18 protein-coding genes and 1 tRNA gene are annotated in these 20,943 nt (G+C 42.6%); 6 read left to right on the forward strand and 13 right to left on the reverse strand.

The genetic code is table 11. The annotated features are described in order from the left end of the window. Positions 1–37 precede the first annotated feature (37 nt). Positions 38–736, reverse strand: a complete 699-nt coding sequence (locus tag ACM5QX_RS07050; protein ID WP_414752978.1) for a M23 family metallopeptidase — start codon at positions 734–736, stop codon at positions 38–40. A 554-nt stretch (positions 737–1,290) separates the two neighbouring features. Here ACM5QX_RS07050 and ACM5QX_RS07055 point away from each other — a divergent pair. Further along, complete coding sequence (locus tag ACM5QX_RS07055; protein WP_011318507.1) at positions 1,291–1,677, forward strand: hypothetical protein; 387 nt, start codon at positions 1,291–1,293, stop codon at positions 1,675–1,677. 76 nt (positions 1,678–1,753) lie between these two features. On the opposite strand, the gene ACM5QX_RS07060 is transcribed toward ACM5QX_RS07055, so the two are convergent. From ACM5QX_RS07060 to ACM5QX_RS07090, 7 genes are all read right to left on the reverse strand, one after another. After that, the gene (locus ACM5QX_RS07060) at positions 1,754–2,335 is read right to left on the reverse strand and encodes a hypothetical protein (RefSeq protein ID WP_414752979.1); all 582 of its coding nucleotides are present in this window, start codon (positions 2,333–2,335) and stop codon (positions 1,754–1,756) included. A gap of 2 nt (positions 2,336–2,337) precedes the next feature. Further along, a complete protein-coding gene (locus tag ACM5QX_RS07065) occupies positions 2,338–2,712 on the reverse strand; it encodes a hypothetical protein (RefSeq protein WP_197992832.1) in 375 nt (124 codons plus the stop codon). Between the two features lie 71 nt (positions 2,713–2,783). Beyond that, complete coding sequence (locus ACM5QX_RS07070; protein ID WP_414752980.1) at positions 2,784–4,043, reverse strand: lipid-A-disaccharide synthase; 1,260 nt, start codon at positions 4,041–4,043, stop codon at positions 2,784–2,786. A 119-nt stretch (positions 4,044–4,162) separates the two neighbouring features. Next, a complete protein-coding gene (locus ACM5QX_RS07075; protein ID WP_414752981.1) occupies positions 4,163–5,653 on the reverse strand; it encodes a protein kinase domain-containing protein in 1,491 nt (496 codons plus the stop codon). 103 nt (positions 5,654–5,756) lie between these two features. After that, positions 5,757–6,302: a GIY-YIG nuclease family protein gene (locus ACM5QX_RS07080; RefSeq protein ID WP_414752982.1), complete on the reverse strand. Its 546-nt coding sequence runs from the start codon at positions 6,300–6,302 to the stop codon at positions 5,757–5,759. Positions 6,303–6,449: 147 nt separating this feature from the next. Next, positions 6,450–7,715 (reverse strand): glutamate-5-semialdehyde dehydrogenase, encoded by a 1,266-nt coding sequence (locus ACM5QX_RS07085; RefSeq protein ID WP_011318513.1) that lies wholly within the window; start codon positions 7,713–7,715, stop codon positions 6,450–6,452. A 4-nt stretch (positions 7,716–7,719) separates the two neighbouring features. Beyond that, positions 7,720–8,127 carry a hypothetical protein gene (locus tag ACM5QX_RS07090; RefSeq protein WP_010998134.1) on the reverse strand — a complete coding sequence of 136 codons (408 nt, stop codon included), beginning with the start codon at positions 8,125–8,127 and terminating at the stop codon, positions 7,720–7,722. Positions 8,128–8,582: 455 nt separating this feature from the next. Between ACM5QX_RS07090 and ACM5QX_RS07095 the strand changes: the two genes are divergently transcribed. Next, complete coding sequence (locus ACM5QX_RS07095) at positions 8,583–8,705, forward strand: hypothetical protein (RefSeq protein ID WP_263435191.1); 123 nt, start codon at positions 8,583–8,585, stop codon at positions 8,703–8,705. A gap of 106 nt (positions 8,706–8,811) precedes the next feature. Here the strand turns inward: ACM5QX_RS07095 and ACM5QX_RS07100 are convergent. The 3 genes from ACM5QX_RS07100 to psbZ all read right to left on the reverse strand — a co-directional run bounded on the left by ACM5QX_RS07100 (position 8,812) and on the right by psbZ (position 10,115). After that, positions 8,812–8,883 (reverse strand) — tRNA-Gly (locus ACM5QX_RS07100). Between the two features lie 275 nt (positions 8,884–9,158). Beyond that, entirely contained in the window at positions 9,159–9,731 is a 573-nt protein-coding gene (gene ribH / locus ACM5QX_RS07105; RefSeq protein WP_414752984.1) for a 6,7-dimethyl-8-ribityllumazine synthase, read from the reverse strand. 195 nt (positions 9,732–9,926) lie between these two features. Then, on the reverse strand, positions 9,927–10,115 hold the full coding sequence (psbZ, locus tag ACM5QX_RS07110; protein WP_011318515.1) for a photosystem II reaction center protein PsbZ: 189 nt from the start codon (positions 10,113–10,115) through the stop codon (positions 9,927–9,929). 379 nt (positions 10,116–10,494) lie between these two features. Here psbZ and ACM5QX_RS07115 point away from each other — a divergent pair, with 379 nt between their 5' ends. After that, a complete protein-coding gene (locus tag ACM5QX_RS07115; RefSeq protein WP_414752985.1) occupies positions 10,495–10,890 on the forward strand; it encodes a rhodanese-like domain-containing protein in 396 nt (131 codons plus the stop codon). Next, the gene (locus tag ACM5QX_RS07120; protein WP_414752986.1) at positions 10,880–11,005 is read left to right on the forward strand and encodes a hypothetical protein; all 126 of its coding nucleotides are present in this window, start codon (positions 10,880–10,882) and stop codon (positions 11,003–11,005) included. Before ACM5QX_RS07115 ends, ACM5QX_RS07120 begins: the two co-directional genes overlap by 11 nt. A gap of 610 nt (positions 11,006–11,615) precedes the next feature. Here ACM5QX_RS07120 and ACM5QX_RS07125 read toward each other — a convergent pair. Then, positions 11,616–11,801: a hypothetical protein gene (locus ACM5QX_RS07125; RefSeq protein ID WP_414752987.1), complete on the reverse strand. Its 186-nt coding sequence runs from the start codon at positions 11,799–11,801 to the stop codon at positions 11,616–11,618. A 277-nt stretch (positions 11,802–12,078) separates the two neighbouring features. On the opposite strand from ACM5QX_RS07125, the gene ACM5QX_RS07130 reads away from it, so the two are divergent. Then, positions 12,079–14,793: a CBS domain-containing protein gene (locus ACM5QX_RS07130; RefSeq protein WP_414752988.1), complete on the forward strand. Its 2,715-nt coding sequence runs from the start codon at positions 12,079–12,081 to the stop codon at positions 14,791–14,793. Between the two features lie 148 nt (positions 14,794–14,941). On the opposite strand, the gene sbcC is transcribed toward ACM5QX_RS07130, so the two are convergent. Next, positions 14,942–17,968 (reverse strand): exonuclease subunit SbcC, encoded by a 3,027-nt coding sequence (gene sbcC / locus ACM5QX_RS07135; RefSeq protein WP_414752989.1) that lies wholly within the window; start codon positions 17,966–17,968, stop codon positions 14,942–14,944. Positions 17,969–18,613: 645 nt separating this feature from the next. Here sbcC and ACM5QX_RS07140 point away from each other — a divergent pair. After that, the gene (locus ACM5QX_RS07140) at positions 18,614–20,908 is read left to right on the forward strand and encodes an ATP-binding protein (protein WP_414752990.1); all 2,295 of its coding nucleotides are present in this window, start codon (positions 18,614–18,616) and stop codon (positions 20,906–20,908) included. Positions 20,909–20,943 lie beyond the last annotated feature (35 nt).

Here is a 20,943-nt window from a genome sequence, read left to right on the forward strand (position 1 = left end):
ACTTTTTTAGCCTTGCCACGCCACCACTTAATATTTACTAATAGCCAAAATTAGGAGTATTATTTGACTCTTGAATAATGACTTGCGATTGCTGAGTGTTGACGTTTGCACGTCCTCTAGCAATTTGTTGTTGGGAAAACATTTCTCGTAAGACCATTGCTGGGTCTACATAATTATTGGCGTATTTCAATCCCCAGTGCAGGTGCGGCCCTGTGGTGCGTCCGGTCATCCCGACTCTACCTATCCTTGCTCCGGTGGGTATGGTTTGACCTTCCCAAATTTGAATCCCACCTGGGCGGTCAATCAAAAAGCGGCGACCATTTGCGGTGTCTACATAACCTTCCATGTGGCAATAAGTATGTTCCCATTGGCCTGACTTAATGACTATATGTGTACCACAGGCTGTGCGATCGCCGACTTTAATCACTGTACCAGCCCACCAATTGCGAATATAACTACCTTGGGGCACAGCAATATCTAAGCCACTATGAAATTCCCAACCATCTCCACCAGTCGCAGAACGGCGATAGCCAAAAGCGGAAGTGTAAGCTTTAAAGTTCTCCACTGGGAAGGAAGCTGATAACCAACCACTGTTTCTGGCTGTTTTGTTTAATCTTGTCTCTCTCGCTATAACAACTTCTGCCTTAGGGAATAAAGCTATAAAGCTAAAGATATTTAACCCTAATGCTAATAGTGTGGCTCCAGAAAATACTAATCTCTCTTGCCTATTAATCATTTTTATTCCTCAAAGCACTCAATATGTTTGTATCTAATTACCGTGAAGTTCTTGTAAATAAATTGGGAAAAATAATCAAAAATTTTAAATTAATCACATTGTCAAAATATGGTTTTTATGGTTATTGAGAATTGATATTTAAGTATGTACTTAAGTATTACTACTGCTTCAGTCAAACAGCTTACGACATAAAGCTTTAGCCTGTCAAATTTATCTTAAGCGCCACCATCAAGGAGGGTTATTAGCAATCAAATAACCATATGATTAGGATAAATGTCTAGATTATAGAGAAAGATTATGGTTGTACTTACGTATGTATTTAATGAGCCTGAAACTTGTAGCGAAATAAACAATTAATTCTGATGATAATTTTCAACTCAGTATTCCTAGACATGAGTTAATTCAGAGAATTCCGTCAATCGAATGACGACTCACCTCAAAAGATAGTTGCCAAGTATTCAAAATATTGTTAGCGTTTATGCTTAAAATTGCTGAATATGTCGATTGACATTAGCTTAAGTGTCGATCCGACCACTTGCAGGACTCCTCAAGCCATGCTGACTGAAATTTTACCTTTTCGTTTTGAGTTGAACACAATTGCGATCGCCGGCGCTAGTCTGTGGTCTTTGGCGCTATATCTAGGTTTTTCCCCGTTGAGTGAATGGGTAATCGAGCAACTTAACCGTTGGTTTAACTTTGCCGAGCGATCGCTGTATACTAGCCAAACAGAATTTGAAAAAACTCGCAAAGCCAGAGAAGCTCAAAATTCCTTTTATGCCTCACTTTTCAGCATTGTGCCATTTCTGGTAATTGGCGCTTTATGCAATTGGGGAGTGGAAATTAGCTTAGGACGTAGTTGGGCTATTAGTATAGGTATCCTTGCTTGTATGGGTTGTGGGATCTACGAACTAGGACGACGTGACGGACAATCTTCGGATTAATAAAGTGAATTCGTGAAACCTTAGCCATGATGAGAGAACAGAGTTTCTCTCTCATCATGGCTACCAAATCCAAAGTTTACCAAGATTGTTCCAGAACTTTTTTCAACGGAGATTTAATATCATAAGAGCGTGCCTTGTCTCTCACCATTACTTCAATCACTGCATAAGCTAAATCGTGGAAAAATGCTTTAGAAGAGCCTATTTCACCAAAAGCACCCCATTTAAAAGAAATCTCCCCAGAGCCAAATAAGTTGCTAATATCACTTTCTTGCAGCTTTAATTTTGCACCATCTGCGACACTATCAGCGTACTCTTCATTTATACCAACTCTAACTACATCTAACGATGACGCAAGAGTATTGTTGAGTTGACGCTCTAATTCAGTGGAGATACTAACCTTTAATACTAACTTGCCAGAGTGGTTGGGTTCAAAAATAGCGCCTAAGCAGCCATACAAAAATCTAGCGCCTAAAGGTGCTAATATTTCCATCATTACTGATCTTTGAGAAAACAAACCAATTTTTGTGTTATCCAGTATTGTTTCTACCCTTTCATCCACTACAGGATAGAAAATAGGTCGATAATCACCAGGAAAGTAAAAGGGTTCATCCTGCCAAATACGTGCTTTTCCATTTAGGCCTAAATCAAGCGCTTTCATAGTTAATCAATTCCCCAAGCTTTTCGCCAATTTCTATTGAAATCATCAGGATAAGCTTTAATTACTTCAGGATGATACAAGCTGTAGGGTGAAACACCATAATATTTTATTGCCATAGGATGAGCCGTATACCAATCATAGCCTTCTTCCATGAGTGCCGCTTCTTTGAGTTCATGAAAATAAAAACTAGCATCAGCCCCAGAAATTTTATGTGAGCTATTGAAAGCGTTCTGAAGCCTCTCAATCATTTTTTGGTTTGGTAAGAAATAATCAAACTTACTTACGTGTTTCCTAATGATTTCCAACTTTTCAAGCTCTACATCATATTCTTGGTCAGTTAAGTTTCCTAGAAAATTTGCATCAGGATTTGCAGACAAAAATTGACTCGCTTTTACCTAAATACATGACAATCTTTTCAGTATAGACATAAAGTATTACCCTGAAAAATTCAAAAACTGTCTATCTCTTCTTTTACCAAGTTTGCTAACTTCTGGGCTGCTCCGCTTTCACCGCGAACAAGGCGGAGTTTACCTTGCATCTGTGCCAATTTTTCTGGATGATTTAGCCAATCTAAAACCATTTCCCCAACTTCTTGCGGCTGGAGTTTACCTACAAGTTCTGGGACTATTTCTTCCTGCGCCCAAATATTTGGCCATGCTAATAAACCTTTGCGTCTAAGAAATAGCCAGTTAATCATCTTGGCAAAGGTCGAACCCACACCTGGTAAATTTGCTAATAATCCTGGTAAACCGTCCCAAGAACGCATCGCATCAAGTTGCTGTGTAGGGAGCAAAACTATCATGGGTACGCCTAAAGCCCCTAACTCAGCTGTATTAGCTCCCACTGTGGTTAAGCAGAGACTACAGTTAGATAGTAATTCATAAGCAGGATTTTCTTGCCATAACTCTACATCTAAGCCATTATCTGTTTTTAAAATAGAGCGCTGGTGATTGTTATCTGAGGAAATCAAGGAAGCGCCAGAAAAGTTAAAGGTTTTTAAAAATGGGTTTTTTTGGGAATCGGCAAAACTAGCCAAGGTTTCTAAATCCAAAGTCGGGGCGACGGGAATCACAAACTTTGTTTGGGGCATTTTGCTGTGGATATACTCACTAATACTCAGCATTAATGGGATGCCTTGGGTTAATTTTGCTGCTTTTGACCCTGGTAAAATGCCTATGATTGGGGAGTGGGGAGTGGGGAGTGGGGAGCTGGGGAGTTGGGAGTTTGCTTCTAGCATTAAATCGCCGACAACGGTGAATTTATGGGCGTATTTAGGGGATGCTTTGGCTGCAACTATGGGTTTCATGACTCCGAAACGGTCAATTAAATTATGCCAACGGGCTTCCCATTCGGCGTAAACGACTGTGCGATAGTTCAGTTTTTTGCCGATGACTACAGGAAAAAACTGGTCACCTCCCAGGAAAATAACTACGCCTTTGCTTCGCCAATCCCAATTGTCAACAGTTTTCCCCCAGAGCAAAAATTGCCAAAAATGCTCTGCTGATTGTACCCGGTCTACTTCTGGATAAGAAAGTGCGATCGCAGCTTCTTTGCCACTAGCATTAGGACATGGTGACAAAATTACAGAAATCCTGACTTGAACACGGTCATCACCAAGTTTTTCACGTAAAGCTTTAACTACAGGACGTACCCAGGTTGTTACCTCACCAGGCCCATTGGAAAGAATAAGAATATCTACTGGATTCATAAGTTAATAGTTAAAATCACACCAAACATCTCAAAATTTATCGATATCTATCCTTACTTTTTCACCAACTTTGGCAACAATTAAAATCAATTGAAAAATCTCTAGAAGCTGCTAACTAATTACTTAAAATGTCTCAAATTATAACGTTTTTGGTATGCGGCAATATAATCCACATTTCGTTGCTCTAGTCTTGTCAGCAATTTTATAGGAAATTCTTTAGGTGAATATATGGGGTTATACCAAGGTTGATTATTAAAGTAATCTTGTAAACCTGGATTATCAAAACGGCGACCGTGACGAGCAAACACAGTATTACGCATAATATCTAGAGTGTAACCATCTTTACCATCTAAATCTGCATCGGTCACAGTCTGTTGGGAAAGCCACAAATAGTTATTGTTATTGATGTTTACATCTATTGGCGCAGATGTGATAGAGGGGACGGGTGAAGGGTCAACCTGTTGTTGAGGGGATGGGACAATAGTTTGCGTAGTAACTGGCGATTGGGTAACTTCAGGAGTTGCGTTACTTACTGGCGTTTCTGTTATTGAATTGACTGGAGATGTGTTGTTATTTTCGGCTACAGGTTGGGGTGTCCTGGTAAATGCTAGTCCGACAATTACCGATGCACCGATTAAGCCGCCTGCAATCAAACTACCAAAGAGAATACCTTTTTGATTATTACCTGTAACATTTGCTGGGGGTGCTACGGAAACGGTCGGCTGTGGTGGTGCAGATACTACTGGTGGTGGTGCAAAATACGGTTGTGTAGGGGGAATGGGACTACTGATACTTTGTAAATTATCTAACATGGCTCTAGCGGTGGCATAGCGATCGCGTGGATGGTAGGCGATCGCTTTATCCAGTACACTAGCTAAAACCGGATTAATCTGACTGGCGTACTGTCGCCACATAATTTCCCCAGTCTGGGAGTCTATATCTAATGTTTGTGGCTGTCTCCCCGTTAATAAATAAATGGCTGTGAGACCTAAACTATACAAATCGCTAGAATAAACTGGTCTTCCGGCTGCTTGTTCACTGGGCATATATCCGGGTGTACCAATGACAATAGAACTGGTAGGATTACCTTGGGAATTGACGACTGTTCCCATTGATTCCCGTACAGCACCAAAATCAATCAGTACAGGTTTACCGTCACGATGACGCAGAATAATGTTATCTGGTTTGATATCACGATGGACAATGTGTTTAGAATGGACATATTCCAAAACGGGTAACAAATTTACCAAAAGTTCTTGAATCGCACCTTCAGTAAATAACCCTTGTTGTTGCAGCCTGGCTGTCAGTGTATCCCCTTCAACCCATTCCTGCACTAAATAAAATTGCCCATCGGCGGAAAAATAAGCATATAATGCCGGAATTTGTTCGGTTGCACCACCTAATTCCTCTAAAATTGCTGCTTCCCTTTGGAACCTTTCCTGTACTAGCTGGTAAATCTGAGGATTGTTTTGAATCGGTCGTAATTGTTTGACCACACACCGCCGCTTAGAAGGCATATAGGTATCTTCAGCTAGATAGGTTTCACCAAACCCCCCAGCACCCAACGTGCGGATAACTTGATAGCGATCGTTTAACAGCTGTATGGTCATGGCATACTTCAGAGACTAGCTAGTCTAATATAGGCGTTGTCAGTTGTCATTTGTCCATAGTCAAAAGTTATTTTCTCCTACTTACCTTGTTTCCAGGCAAGTTTTATTTTAAATCTAGTAAACCTTCTTCTTTTAATTTAGGATTAAAACGCAATTGCGTTTTTAACCCACGTAATTCTAAAGATGCTAAAATTTCTGTCTCTACTCGTCGAGCTACATTTTTAATAATTTTCATTTGTGTGAGTTCGTCATTAGTGGGTTTGTGATAATTCGCCTGTTCTTCCTCTGTCATGAATTTTTTCACATCTACAGGCTGTGTCCATATTTCTTTCTGTTCTCCATTCCCTACAGGCGTAGTCCCGTTTTCAGCTATCCAAGCTTTTTCAATATTTTCTAAAACAGTCCGACTGGGACGTTCAATCGTTTGAATTTTCACCCAGTAGCAATGTTGCATCTGACGGACTAAATGCTGTCTCAAACTTAAATAAACGTCACGAGAATATCCCACAAACTGCAATGTTTTCTCCTGGTCAAAGATTGCATATACTCCTATTTTTTCTTGATAATTTTCCGGTAATTGCCCATTTTCATCAATATAGGGAATATATTCGAGGTTGACTAAATTAGGAATATTAATTTCGGTTGTCATAAATTTGTTAGGTTAATTTTTTTTAAACCCAGGATATTTCTACAGGGGTACTCGATCAACTTATCATGACCTGCGATCGCCTCTTATGGCCATCGTTAAAAGACAGGGAAGCAGAGGGAAAAACAACCTAATTACCCATTACCAACCTTAAAACCTCCCATTCCCCTGAATAATGTGCTTGAGGGTAGTCAAAGTTTCTAGGCTGATGAACCCCCGGCGATGACCTTTTTGATTGGACATCCCTAAAAACACCGAATCACCCCGTGAAGGGTTACGGGAGAAGCGTGGGGATGTGTTGATATAGGTGGAGGCGCTATTAACTCCTAAGGCGAATTGGCGGCTTTCTTGATAGGACTCAGTGGCGATGGAGTCAGCATGACCGCTACTGTATTGATTGATCCAGGCGATCGCTCCGTCCAAACTATCTACCAGTTTAAATGCTACTGTCTTAGTTAAATAAGCGTTGCCCCATTCGTTATCTTTTGCTAACTGCAATTGGGGAAAGGCTTCTACTAGTTCTCCGTCGCCTTTGATCTCAAACCCCTTCTCTTTCAGGCTATTCCACAAAACAGCTAAAGATGAAGGCATAGCTTGACGATGAATTAAGACTTTCTCGATAGCGTTGACGGGGTCTGGTTCACTTTCGTGGCTATCGAGAATCATCCACCGTACCATGTCTAAGCTGCTATTTAACGACCAGTAGAGGTAACAGTTACCCATTGCTGACTTTAACACTGGGCAAGTTGCCTGGCGTACTACTTGCTGCACTAAGCTAGAACGTCCGTAGGGAATTACCAAGTTGATATATTGGTCTTGGGTGATTAAATCCCGCAGGGAACCGCCATGTTCTGTAGTGACAAGTTCTATACAGCCTGATGGTAGTCCGACTTCGACGATCGCGTGTTGTAATGCTTCCACGATCGCCGCATTAGAATGACTAGCTTCTGTGCTACCCTTGAGGATAATACTATTGCCAGTTTTAATACACAAACCTGCGGCGATCGCTCCTAAATCGGGAAACGCTTCATAAATAAATCCAATTACTCCCAAAGGCATTAACTGAGAATAACTCTGAGAATCTTCTGGCTGATAGTCGGCGTTTCTTACCCGGCGTAATGGGTCTGATATTTCTCCCAACCTTTGCAGAATTTCTACTGTAATCTCTAACCTGGTGGGAGTTAATTTCAACCAGTCTAAAATCAGTTCTGGCACTGCCATTTCTCGACTAGCTTCTAGATCCAAGGTATTGGCTTCTAAAATGTCGTCAAATGCGTTTTCTAGCGCCTGTGCCATTGCCAAAACAGCGCGACTACGATCTATTCCCTTAGTAGTACCTAACTTCAGGGACGCTTGAAAAGCGCGTTTGGCGCTTTTCATAGGTTCGGGACAATCATCTAAAGCTGCAACGGTCATTGAGTTATCGTCTGTAAGTAAGCCAGACCATGAGTGCTGGCAAAATAGCCAACAATACTGCCACCATTGCCCAAGCGATGATACTAGAACCATTGGCCAGTCGCAGTGCTAATGGTAGCCATATAATCACTAGCACGAAAATAATGCCCAATGCTATAGGTAAATAGCTTTCTCGCAATTTTGGGTGGACAACTTGCCAACTATTCCCTGTCCAACGCCAAGCACGTTTGTAGGGATAGGTGGTGGAAAGCTGTTCTAATACATGGCCATTATCTTCTACAACAAAGATTTGCTGACAGCGATCGCAACCAAATGCCTCTGTCAGTGTAATCGGTACTAACCGCCCTCGGCGACGGCAAGGACACGGGTATTCGGTATTGAAATCGATTTTTTCGGGTTTTTTAGATTGCACAAGCGTTTTCAGCAATTTAAAATTCAAAATTTAAAATTAATCACCCCACACATAACAAGTGATCAGGATTGTATGAGTGTGGGTATTAAAACCACGTTAACTTCTTGTTTAAAATTTCTGCATTTTCCTATCTAAAATTAGGACTTACGCACCCAGATTGTCTGTTGAGACTGGGTGTGAGGGGGTAAGGGTGTAGGGGTGTAATTGATTAGACATTGATAGTGCAGGCATAAAGGGTACATTTTAAGCTTACGTGGCGAACTCCCTGAAAACAATCCATTGAACTTATGCTTAACTGATGGGTTCTGCTTTTCCTGGGGAATGCTCCGCGAATGGCGATCGCTATCCTTTGTTTGAAGATAGACGGAATCACTCATTCATTTCATTCCTTGCCATCATCTCTCAAATAGAGGATTATCCTGTGAGTAAAAAGCTCCGACTGTCTTTTTTGAGCTATGGACGCAGAACCACAAGAGGCGATGGCCAGAAAAATATCTTCAGTTTCCCTAACTCTCCCTCGAAGTTTTCGGGCTAATTATGCACCTGATAATAAGACTATCCACCTAGCTGGTAACTAGTGTAGTATAACCCCTATAAAAGAGTAGTTGACTTACACACTAATGATTGTAGGCGTAACCAAACTATGGTTTTTGAGTTTTCAAAATACTTTTATGTTTCTTCAAAAGCGGGTAACGCGATTCGAACGCGCGACATTCACCTTGGCAAGGTGACGCTCTACCACTGAGCTATACCCGCAAACTTCACTATATCTAAATATGCCAGATTAATTTTTATTTGTCAACTGTTTAAACTTATAAATTTTGCTAGCTGAGGGCTGGAGACAAATTAATAGGACTTACGCACCGAGGTTGTCTGTTGAGACTGGGTGTAGGGGTATAGGGGTATAAGGGTGTAGGGGTTTTAAATTGACAGCCCTACACTCTTGTCCAAACCCTTGATTTTTTGTTTTCATCCGTAAGTCCTAATCAATTCACAATGTGCGAATTTCTGGCTCAGCACTCAGCACTGTTTTACACTTCTTCAGACTCTGCGGTCAATTTACCGATGGTGGCATTGGGAAAAGCGGCTGGTAAGGATTGGGTTTGGGTGTAAGAATCTGTAACGTTAGAACGCAATTGGCGCATAAGGCTAGCCATTTCTAGTGCATTCATGGCATAGTCCCAACCATGATTAGCTTTAATACCTGCTCTTTCTAAAGCTTGCTGCATGGTATCCACTGTCAAAATCCCAAAAATCACAGGTACCCCTGTCTGGAAACTAGCAGCCGCAATCCCTTTAGATACCTCTGCGGAGACATAATCAAAATGGGGAGTTTGTCCGCGAATCACAGCACCAAGACAGATGATTGCATCATAACGATGGGTGAGAGCTAGTTGACGAGCAACAAGAGGTACTTCAAAACTTCCAGGAACCCAAACATAATCCACTTGATTCCCGTGGGGATCGGGATCTACACCGTGGCGTTTTAAGCAATCTTGACATCCTGCTAGTAATTTTGTGGTTACAAGGTCATTGAACCGACCAATCACTATCGCTAAACGCAAAGGTTCTGTTTGAGTAAAAGTTCCCTCGAAAACTGCCATAACTCTACCTGGAATCGAATATACTTCTTGTCAATATACATTTCTTCTCTAAATATTGAAGAGCAGGAGAACACAATTTAGGTAGGGGAAACAAGAAAAAATGGGTAATTTTTCTTGGATCTTGTACCTGTGTTGGTGGCTCTCCTGCCCCTGTAGTGTCGATATTATTTATTTTGGCTAAGACAAAGTACTTGTCTAGACCACAAAAAAGTTTAACAATCCGACTAAAAGCACCAAGGCAATCCAAACACCAGAACCAAGCCAAAGGAGCTTTTTAGATTCAACCCAGCTTTGTGGTGTGGCATAAGCAACAGGCACGCCCACAACTAGGACAAAAGACACCAACACAAGTGATATCAACGCAAATTGGAATATTATGGTCATTTTGACTTCTCCCAAGACAGCGAAATACTAAAGAAAGTACTAAAAATAGAATATCGTAACTGGCGACACCGACAGTTTTTCCTTAATTGTAAGCTACCAGAAATTGGGTCACTATGGTCATTAGTCCACAGTCAATGCTTTCGGGGTGTGATTAAACCAACAGGACTTACGCACAGAGGTTATTTGCTCAGAAGGGGTGTAAGGGTATGAGGGTGTAAGGGTTTTGAACACCTATACCCCTATACCCCTATACCCTCGCCCAAACCATTGATTCCTCGTATCACTGCGTAAGTCCTAACCAAATCTGTATGTAGCCTAATGCCCAATCATTGCTGTCAAGCATTATCAATCAACTTCGTCCAACAGAAAGGAAAGAATAATGAGCGTAGATCAAATGGCGCACTATCAACGTAAACTTGCGTATGAGATGGACTCATGGGATCTTTACATTGCGCTAAACGAAGGGCAGGCAATAACCATCGTTGATGGTCGTTCAGAGGCTGCCTTTGCGGATGAACATATTCCGGGAGCGCTGAACCTTCCACACAAAGAAATCTGTTTCAATTCGACCCAGATGCTGGATAAATCACAGCTTTACGTTTGCTATTGCGATGGCATTGGCTGCAACGCCTCGACTAAAACAGCACTCAAGTTACTGACCTTGGGCTTTGACGTACGCGAACTGATTGGTGGCCTTGATTGGTGGAAACGTGATGGTTACGCCACTGATGGCAAGAAAGCGCAGATCGGTACCAAAATAAATTGTGGCTGCTAAACATATTAGTAGGGTGCGTCAGATATCAAGAATCTTTTTATTGAAAGCATTTGAGCCGTCTGACGCACCCTACACGACTAAAATTATTGCCGTAGAAGCAGTTGCTTATCAGTAGAGATGGGTTTTCTGATAATTCTTTAACTGCAAACATATTATTGGAGGCGATCGCGCAGTACAAGAAGTCAGTAGCATCTGTTTTCGTCCTTTAATAATTAACCTTAGTCTCTCTCCTCATTCCCTTTCTTAGCCTGATTTAGCTGGACGAGTGCAAATAGTACAGAAGGGGTAGTTTTGGAGGCAAAGTTAATGTAACTAGGGTCTTCAATTGCCTTAACAACCGGACAAATTCCGATAAAAGCGCATACGAAAATAGACAAAGTTGTTCTTTTTCTTTGTTGATTCATTGTTAATATTCTCTAAAGTTCAAAACACTGGTACCTCGTTCGTCAATTAATGATCATGCGAGGATACCTTTCCTAAGTAATTTGGCATTCATTCTTAGGCATAAACAAAGATTAATACCCCAATCCGTAAATTCTGCATTTTTTCAAAAAAATGTGCGGCAAAGTATAGACACATAACAAAGAAAGAAATATCGACTATCAATTGGACGCTTTCCGTAGAATCCCCGGTGATTTTCCGTTGCATCCCCGGTGATTTTCCGTCCGATTACCGCTAAGTAGCCGTCTAGCCATCGGGTGTAACTTAATTACTTCTACCCATACTTATCTTTTAATTGTTAAAATTAATACTTTTAACCCCGGAATCAATTTAACACTCCTGCTTATTATCAGTAAACCATCAGTGGATACATTAGGCATTTTTCCCATAACCTGCTTACCTTCTTTGAGAACAGCAAGAGTTTTGTTATCAGTGGGGTTGGTAGTAAGATACAGTTCAAATTGAGTCATAAACCTTATTGCATAGGAACACTATTTACTTATCTAATCCACTACACTCAAACCAAGTTCAAAGTATCTGTAGGGTGGGCATTGCCCACTCTACGTAATTTAATTGGCATGAAAGCACCATTACGATCGCTAGTCTTGAACTAACAGCAGCGTTTAGTGGCGAAACTAATGAAGTACCATTAACTAAAGCATCTGCTCATAGTGCTGTGTGAGAGTATGTCAGATATTCCTCCAGAAAACCTCATAGCATAGAAAGTGGAGCCGCCAAAAGTTAAACATGGATTTAATTCTTTGCCACACTACAGCCGATTTTGATACCTTGGGCGCAGCCGTAGGGTTAACTTGCTTACTACCCGGAAGTAAGATTGTGTTGACTGGGGGCGCGCATCCACCTGTGCGGGATTTTTTGGCGCTACATCGGGATGAGTATCCTTTAATTGAAAGACGTTCGGTAAACCCTGAGAAAATTCGATCGCTCACTATAGTAGATGCCCAACAACGCGATCGCCTGGGTAAGCCTGCTGAGTGGTTAGATTTACCTCAAGTTCAGAAAATTACGGTTTACGACCATCACACGGGACAAACATCAGATATCCCTGCAACTCAGTTTCATGTCGCCTCGGTGGGTGCAACTACAACCCTGATTGCGGAGGAATTACAACGGCAGCAAATCACGCTCAATCCTGCCCAAGCAACGGTGATGGCTTTGGGTATTCATGTAGATACGGGTTCCCTTACCTACGACCAATCAACGTCAAGGGATGCTTTGGCTTTAGCTTGGTTGATGACGCAGGGCGCTAGTTTACCTGTAATTGCTAATTACCGTGACCCTGGTTTATCTCCCCAATTGCAGCGACTATTAACGGAAGCGCTGGAAAAATTAGAATATCTTTGCTTACGTGGTTATACTATTGCTTGGGTAACTTTAACAACAGATGGTTATGTCCCTGGGTTATCAAGTCTAGCGTCGCAGCTCATAGAGTTAACAGAAATTGATGCTTTGCTGTTGGCAAATGCACACCCATCAAATAAAGATGATTCCCGTTTCACAGTAATTGGGCGATCGCAAATTCCCGGTCTGCATCTAGACCAATTATTTCAACCCTTGGGCGGTGGTGGTCATTCCCAAGCAGCATCACTCAATTTACGTGGCGTTGATAGCCAAGATATTCTCCAACAACTCCTCCAAGGTATCAAAGCGGCTATTCCTCATCCCCCCACAGCCAGGGACTTGATGTCTTCCCCTGTCCGCACAATTCGCCCAGAAACTACAATTGCGGAAGCACAGCGCATTTTATTACGCTACGGACACTCTGGTTTATCTGTGGTTAATCCTCAAGGGCAATTGGTGGGGATTATTTCCCGCCGTGATTTGGATATCGCCCTACATCACGGTTTTAGTCATGCGCCAGTGAAAGGTTACATGACCACTGATTTAAAAACCATCACTCCAGATACAACGTTGCCACAAATTGAGTCGCTGATGGTGACCTATGATATCGGTCGCTTGCCAGTATTGGCAAATGAGCAGTTAGTGGGTATCGTCACTCGTACAGATGTTCTACGGGAACTGCATCAAAATATTGCTGTCGGTGGTAGTGGGGCTTTAAGCCAGTTCCGAGATACGGGTGCTGAGTTTAAAACTTCCCTCAGTCATGAATTGCGATCGCGTCTTACTCCCCAACTCTGGCAATTACTCACCACTGCTTCCCAAGCTGCCGAGGAAAGGGGTTGGCATTTGTATTTGGTTGGTGGTGCGGTGCGGGACTTGCTGTTGGCAGAAGCAGCCGCAGGCACTCTCATGATTACAGATATAGATTTGGTAGTTGATGGCTTCCACAAATCAGCCGATGTGGGTGCAGGGGTGGAACTAGCAAAGGCACTGCAAGAAATTTATCCCGCCGCCCGTTTAGAAATCCACGGTGCTTTTCAAACGGCTGCTTTGTTGTGGCACAAAGACCCAGAATTAGATTCTTTGTGGGTAGATATTGCCACCGCCAGGACTGAATTTTATCCTTACCCCGCCGCCAACCCAGAAGTTGAAGCCAGTTCCATTCGCCAAGACTTATATCGCCGTGACTTTACTATCAACGCCCTCGCCCTACGCCTCACCTCTCCCCGCACTGGTGATTTACTCAATTTCTTTGGCGGTTTATTAGATTTAAAAGCCAAGCAAATCCGTGTCCTGCACGCCAATAGCTTTATCGAAGACCCCACCCGGATTTATCGCGGTGTGCGCTTTGCGGTGCGTTTTGGATTTGCCATTGAACCACGCACCGAAGAATATATCCGCTATGCCATCAACAGTGGCGTTTACGATCGCACTGCCCAAACTAACAGCAAAACCCCAGCCCTGCAAACTCGACTCAAAACTGAACTCAAGCATATTTTAGAAGCCCCTTACTGGCGATCGGCTTTGCAATTACTCGATGACTTAGGGGCATTGCAGTGCATCCATCCCACCCTGAGTTTAAATAGTGAACTCATACACCAACTACGTCTACTAGAACGTTGTTTGCGGCGATTTGACCCCCAACAAAACCTAATTCCTTGGCAGATGCGCTTAGAAGCCATTATTGCCCACCTCGCACCAATGTATCGGGGTAAAGTCGCCAAAAATCTGCAATTACAGGAAGATAGCATTCAGCACTTGCAAAACCTCGCTGTTGCCCAGACTGAGATTGTACAATCTCTATCTGAATATCAACGCCCCAGCCAAGTAGTTCAGCTACTACGCAAGTATAATTTAGAAGTACTAATTTTGATTGCTTTACAAAGCCAGCGCCCCATCAGGCGGCAAATATGGCAATACTTAACAGTCTGGGCTAACGTTCAACCGATTCTAAATGGTAATGACCTTAAGAAGTTAGGATATAAACCAGGGCCGCAGTATCGACAAATGCTAGATGATTTACTAGCTAAAACTTTAGATGGAGATATTACAAATCAAGTAGAAGCCCAAGAGTTTCTAGCCGAGCAGTATCATAAATAACAATTCAAAATAGCCTACGGCAAGGCTGCACCAACAAAATTCAAAAATAAAATTGGCCAATCTCTGCGCCCCTCCGCGTTTTCCTCCTCGCACCTCCGCGTTTAAAAATATTACTTATCTACCTCCCTTAACTGGGAATCGCCATAACTTAAGTTAACAACCGAATCCTCGACCCCTGTTGAGTCTTATCTACCTCAATTCTGGCTTGAAACGCCTCCTTGAGGTGGGGCATATGGGTAACAGTGAGGATGCAGGCGAAATCGTTAGCGATCGCATTAATGGCAGCAATGAGGCGATCGCATCCTTCCGCATCTTGTGTACCAAAACCTTCGTCTACAATCAATAGTTGCAATGCGGCTCCGGCTCTTTGGGCTAATAGTTTTGCTAAGGCTAAACGAATCGCAAAGTTAATTCTAAAGGCTTCCCCGCCGGAGTAGGTTTCATAGGCTCTTGTACCTCTGGCATCGGCAATGAGAATATCTAAAGTATCTATGAGTTTGGCATTTTTCTTAGTAGATTTACTGCCCTTCCCTGCTCTTTGAGTAATAAATTGTACGTGCAGTTGATTCGCACTCAGCCTTGATAAAAGTTGATTTGTCTCGGCTTCCAGTTGGGGTAACACGTTCTCAATCATCAAAGCTTGGATACCATTTTTACCAAACGCTTGGGCTAATTCCTGATATACCCGGTATTGCTGTTTGCAAGTTTGGTATTGTTGCTGCTGCTCCTCATATTGAGTTTGCAGTGTTGCTAACTGATGGGCTAACTGTTCTAAACGTCCTAACTGGGTGATTTGTTCGTCTAATTGTCGCCGTCTTGTGGCTAACTGTTGTTCTAAAGCTTGAATTTGCTCCCTTGGGTTAGCGGCTTGGGCTAACTGTTCCACAAGGCTATCGATTTGGGTGGCGAGTTGTTGGCGTTCCTGCAATCTAGCAAGTTTAGAGGCTGCCAAATCTTGCAATCTGCCTTGGAGTTGGGGATACTGTTGCTGGGCTGATAACAGCTGCTGGTAACGCAACTGCCAAGCTTGGGACTGACGCACAGCTAGACGTAGGTTGTTATGCTGCTCAGAACTATAACCAATTTCCGTAATTTGCTCCTCAAGGGCTGCAATTTGTTTAGCACATTCCGAATCAGTTTGCTCTTGCTGGATTCTGGTTTGTAGTTGGGTAATTTGGGCTTGTAATTCTGGTTTACGGGCTGCTAATGTCGCTAGACGTTTGCTAGCATCCTTGATTTGCCCTTGTTTAATTTCTGCCCATCGCCACCGTTCTACTTCACTACGAGCCAGGGCATGGTCTTGCTCATTGTAATTTAATTGTTGCAGATATTGTTCTAATTGCCGCAATTCAGCTTGTTGATCAAGGGCAAAATCACCAACTTGGAGCGATCGCTCTAAGTGTTGCTTTTCGGCTGCCAATTGTTGTAATTGTTGTTCAGCATCGCTGGTAGATTGCAGTTGGGCGGCTAATTGTCCTCGCTGTTCCCGTAACGCGTCGTAAGCATTTAATTTCTGGGATATTTCCCGATATTCTTGCCGTAATACCTGAATTTCTCTATCGGAAACTGCCATCTGCTCACGAAACACCCACAATTGCCCCTCGGTTTCCTTATACTCATCTTTAGTTTTATCTACTACCCGGTTCCAATGATGCTCATCTAAAGGGCGTTCGCACAAAGGACAAATAGCGTCGGGGGTGCGGAGCATTTGCAATTTCTGCTCCATTTCTCCCAATAATCTTTCATATTCCCGTTGTTGGGCTTGCAGACGTTCTATAAAATTCCGTCTTTCGTGTCCTTTTTCCTGCACCCGTTGCAAATAAACCCGGTCTTTCTCCATTTGATCAATTTGCATTGCTACTTCCATCACTGCTTGTTGCAGTTGGGGTTGGCGTTGGGAAGCTCGTTGCAGTTGATTCTCGGTGGCTTGTAGTTGTTCGAGCCTGGCGACTAACCCCGCATGAACCCGGTCTAAATGGCTTTGTAGATGTTGGCGCTGTTGCAACAAAGGGGAAACCTGCATTTGCAGTTCATCCAGGTGCGCTAAATGGCGACGGGCGGCGGCGAGTTGGGCTAAGGCGGCTTCTATTTCCCCGGATTTACTCAAGGTGTGCTGAATTTCTTGTTCTTGTTGCTTTAAAGCTTCCAACTGTCCTTGGACTTGTTGGAGTTGTCTTTCCAGTTCGTGGATTTGTTTAGTTAACTGTTGTTGCTTTTGTTGGCGTAGGGCTGTGGCGCGGGTATGTTCATCAAACTTGACAGCAAATGCTTCTTCTTGGGATTGCAGACTTTGGTAATGGCTGTAACCGTTGTGAATCTCCTCTTCCCGGTGCAATATAGCTTCTAGCTCAGCTAACTGTGTTTTGACTGCTGACTGTTCTTGTTGGAGGCGATCGCTATCTTGTGTGAGATTTTGGTATTGTTGCCTGATAAAATTTAACTGCTGTTCGCTATTTTGCCTCTGGTGTTGAATCACCTGCAAACTCTGTAATTTAATCGTCTCAAAGGCTTGTACCTGTTGCAGTTGGTTAATTTCCGCTTCTAATTCTGCTCGTTGGGCTTTGGTGTTCTCCCGTTGTTGTAACTGAGTTTTAATTGACTCCAAAGAACGTTCTAATTCTTCCGCCCTCACTTTAAATTGACGCGATGAATCTTTAGCTCGTTCTTCTAACTCATCATATTGGTTTAGTTTCAACAACTCCGCCAAAATTTCCTTGCGTTCACTGGGACGCTTGAGCATGAATTCATCTGCTCGTCCTTGACGTAGGTAAGCAGAGTTAATAAAAGTCTCATAATCAAGCTTGATGTGTTCTAAAATCAAATCCTGGGTGGCGCGGACACCTTTACCAGTAATTGCCCGGAAGCCAGAGGGTGTTTCGATTTGAAATTCCAAAACTCCAGATGCACCCCGAATTCTACTGCGAATTACGCGATATTTTTGCTGATTATTTTGAAAAGTAAAATCAACCCTAACTTCTTTTTCACCAGAATTGATCACATCATCTTCAGCCGCCGCCCGACTTTCACCCCATAGCGCCCATGTGATGGCTTCCAGGAGAGATGATTTACCTGCTCCATTGGCACCACAAATACAAGCCGTATGCAAACCACGAAAATCTAAAGTTGCATCACGGTAACTCAGAAAATTTTTTAGGACAAGTTGTACTGGAATCATTGAGGCTATAGCGCCACATCTACATTTTATTAACTAGCAGTACAGATGCACTCTTGTTAGTTTAACTAGGTAAATATCAGGTTTCTAGTTTTAAAGTCCGTAATTTTACGAAAATTAACATTATTCTGAGTAAGTTTTTCTGATTTTGCAAAATATTTTCCTTATACACAGAGAAAAAGAGAAATCAGTTAGGACTTACTCACCCAGTTTGTCTGTTGAGACTGGGTGTAAGGGGGTAAGGGTGTAGGGGTGTAAATATTTAAAACCCCTACACCCCTACACCCCTGCACCCTTGATTTTTAGTTTTCAGATATAAGTCCCATCACTAAAAGGCTATTTTCTCTTTTCCCAATTAATAAAAGTACGGCAATAATAAAAGAATGTTTATCATCAACGTTCTCACAACTCTGACACCATTTCATTTTTTGGACGATACAAATACATCGGTAGGAGTGTATAGCTCTAAATGCCTCCAACATATCCAATATGTATCAGAATTTTGGTGAAACGGGATGATACCAGCCATTAGTCAGTCGCTAAAATAAGCTTTTTGAAATTGACTAGTCTGGCTTGTGAAGACACTGATACATTATGAAGTTGAGCATAGAACAAAGTTAGATTTCTCTTTATTACCCTGGCAAGTCTATGTTGCTCCACAAAAGACAAATTGTGTTAATTTTGGCTTGGCTAGTGCTGATTTTTACTCAGGCAATAGCTATATACCAGGGTGAGCCTTATATTTCTTCTTGCTTTCCCATATCTAAATTAGCGATCGCGCTCACCTTTTGGCTAGAACTAATTGCCATCATCTTGACGGGTATTGCTTTTATCCTCACAGCAACCCGGCGAGATGTTACTGAACATCCGCAGACAAAAGACGAACTGTGTACTCACCAGCAAGAGTTATCCATGCTACCAGAATTTACCGACGGTATTAAAACTTTTAAACAAACACAAGCAGCCCTACAAAGTAATCAAAATTTAATGCACACAGTTATAGAAAATCTTCCCAATGGTGGTGTTTTCCTGTTTGACCAAAATTTGCGCTTCATCTTGGCAGCAGGCTTAGGGTTAGGGGTGGTAGGAATTACGAAAGCTGATATAGAAGGTAAAACTATTTGGGAAGCACTCCCCCCAGAAACTTCTTCTGAGGTTGAGTTACCTTATCGCCAAGCATTTGCCGGGATCAGCTCTCGTTTTGAAGCACCCTATGGACACCGCGTTTATGAAGTCCATGTTTTACCTGTGAGGAACGATGATGGTGAGATTTTTGCTGGAATGACCATCACCCAAGAAATCACAGAGCGTAAACAATCTGAATTAGCTTTGCAAGATGCCCTACAACTGTTAAATCTACACATAGATACTACTCCTTTGGCAGTGGTGCAATGGGATTGCCACCTATGCGTTACCCGTTGGTCATCTACTGCCGAAAAAATCTTTGGCTGGCGGACAGAGGAAGTAATCGGAAAACACTTTCAAGATTTGCACATGGTCTATGAGGAAGATATGACAGCAGTTGCAGAGGCGAGCAATCGCCTCCTCAGTGGCCAAGAAGCGCAAATTATCCAATACAATCGCAACTATACTAAAGACTCTAGAGTTATTTATTGCGAGTGGTACAACTCTAGCATTACTAATGAAGCAGGTAGTGTCACCTCCGTACTGTCACTAGTATTAGATGTAACAGAGCGTATACAAGCAGAAAAAGCATTACGCCAAAGCGAATTAATGGTAATTGAAGAGCGGGCGCAAGCTTTAGAAAGAGAACGGGCAGCCCGTATAGAACTGGAAAGAGCCAGTCGTATGAAAGATGAATTTTTAGCGATAGTTTCCCATGAATTGCGATCGCCCCTCAATGGTATTTTAGGTTGGTCGCGCCTGCTCCGCACCCGCAAACTGTCACCAGAAAAGATTGAACAAGCTTTAGAATCAATTGAGCGCAATGCTCAAGCCCAAACTCAATTAATTGAAGACTTACTCGATATTTCGCGGATTATTCGCGGTAACATTCGCTTGCTTGTGCGCCCCATGAAATTGATTCCTGTAATTCAAGCAGCACTAGATACTGTTCGCCCAATTGCCAATACCAAATCAATCCAAATTATATCTCGCCTGAGTTTTGATATTGGTTTAGTTTCTGCCGACCCAGAACGTTTACAGCAAGTGATTTGGAACTTACTTTCCAATGCAGTCAAGTTTACTCCTGAAGGCGGACGGGTAGAAATTTGCCTAGAACAAGTAGAGACTAATGTGCAGATTCAGGTAACTGACACAGGTAAAGGCATTAGTCCTGAGTTTTTACCTTATGTATTTGACCGTTTCCGCCAAGCAGATGCTACCACAACCAGAAATCAAGGGGGACTGGGTTTAGGTCTGGCGATCGTGCGTAATCTCGTTGAGCTTCACAATGGTACAGTTTCAGTTGCTAGCCCAGGAGAAGGACAAGGAGCGACATTTACAGTCCAACTACCACTCTTACCAAGTTACTCCACAGTCACCCCAGAAGAACCCTTGCTTCAACGACAGACAGCCTGGGATGCTAAAGTCCAAATCAGAGGACTAAAAATTTTAGCAGTTGATGATGAACCAGATACTAGAGAATTTCTCAAAACTGCCTTAGAACAATACGGAGCAATTGTGACAACCGCAGCCTCCACCAGTGAAGCCTTAAAACTGTTGCAATTAGTGAAGCCTGATGTGCTACTAAGTGATATTGGAATGCCAAATGAAGATGGCTACGCTCTAATTCGGCAAATTCGAGCGCTATCATCAGAACAAGGGGGAAATGTCCCAGCTGCCGCCCTTACCGCTTACACCAGACAAAGCGATCGCCTCCTTGCCCTAACCGCCGGATTTCAAATTCATATATCCAAACCAATTGAGCCAATCCAGTTATTAAAAATTGTTGCCACCTTGGCTGGCAACAACTCGAATTAAAAGGAAGCCGGAGAGGAAATGAATTCAGCCCACAA

Origin of the sequence: Anabaena sp. CCY 9910, assembly GCF_963920875.1 — a bacterium.
Lineage (GTDB): Bacteria > Cyanobacteriota > Cyanobacteriia > Cyanobacteriales > Nostocaceae > Trichormus > Trichormus variabilis.

Excerpts from the sequence above, each read along its gene's own strand:
- ACM5QX_RS07050 (WP_414752978.1), bottom strand. The coding sequence starts at position 736 with ATGATTAATAGGCAAGAGAGATTAGTATTTTCTGGAGCCACACTATTA.
- ACM5QX_RS07055 (WP_011318507.1), top strand. The coding sequence starts at position 1,291 with ATGCTGACTGAAATTTTACCTTTTCGTTTTGAGTTGAACACAATTGCG.
- ACM5QX_RS07060 (WP_414752979.1), bottom strand. The coding sequence starts at position 2,335 with ATGAAAGCGCTTGATTTAGGCCTAAATGGAAAAGCACGTATTTGGCAG.
- ACM5QX_RS07070 (WP_414752980.1), bottom strand. The coding sequence starts at position 4,043 with ATGAATCCAGTAGATATTCTTATTCTTTCCAATGGGCCTGGTGAGGTA.
- ACM5QX_RS07075 (WP_414752981.1), bottom strand. The coding sequence starts at position 5,653 with ATGACCATACAGCTGTTAAACGATCGCTATCAAGTTATCCGCACGTTG.
- ACM5QX_RS07080 (WP_414752982.1), bottom strand. The coding sequence starts at position 6,302 with ATGACAACCGAAATTAATATTCCTAATTTAGTCAACCTCGAATATATT.
- ACM5QX_RS07085 (WP_011318513.1), bottom strand. The coding sequence starts at position 7,715 with ATGACCGTTGCAGCTTTAGATGATTGTCCCGAACCTATGAAAAGCGCC.
- ACM5QX_RS07095 (WP_263435191.1), top strand. The coding sequence starts at position 8,583 with ATGGACGCAGAACCACAAGAGGCGATGGCCAGAAAAATATCTTCAGTT.
- ribH (WP_414752984.1), bottom strand. The coding sequence starts at position 9,731 with ATGGCAGTTTTCGAGGGAACTTTTACTCAAACAGAACCTTTGCGTTTA.
- psbZ (WP_011318515.1), bottom strand. The coding sequence starts at position 10,115 with ATGACCATAATATTCCAATTTGCGTTGATATCACTTGTGTTGGTGTCT.
- ACM5QX_RS07115 (WP_414752985.1), top strand. The coding sequence starts at position 10,495 with ATGAGCGTAGATCAAATGGCGCACTATCAACGTAAACTTGCGTATGAG.
- ACM5QX_RS07125 (WP_414752987.1), bottom strand. The coding sequence starts at position 11,801 with ATGACTCAATTTGAACTGTATCTTACTACCAACCCCACTGATAACAAA.
- ACM5QX_RS07130 (WP_414752988.1), top strand. The coding sequence starts at position 12,079 with ATGGATTTAATTCTTTGCCACACTACAGCCGATTTTGATACCTTGGGC.
- sbcC (WP_414752989.1), bottom strand. The coding sequence starts at position 17,968 with ATGATTCCAGTACAACTTGTCCTAAAAAATTTTCTGAGTTACCGTGAT.
- ACM5QX_RS07140 (WP_414752990.1), top strand. The coding sequence starts at position 18,614 with ATGTTGCTCCACAAAAGACAAATTGTGTTAATTTTGGCTTGGCTAGTG.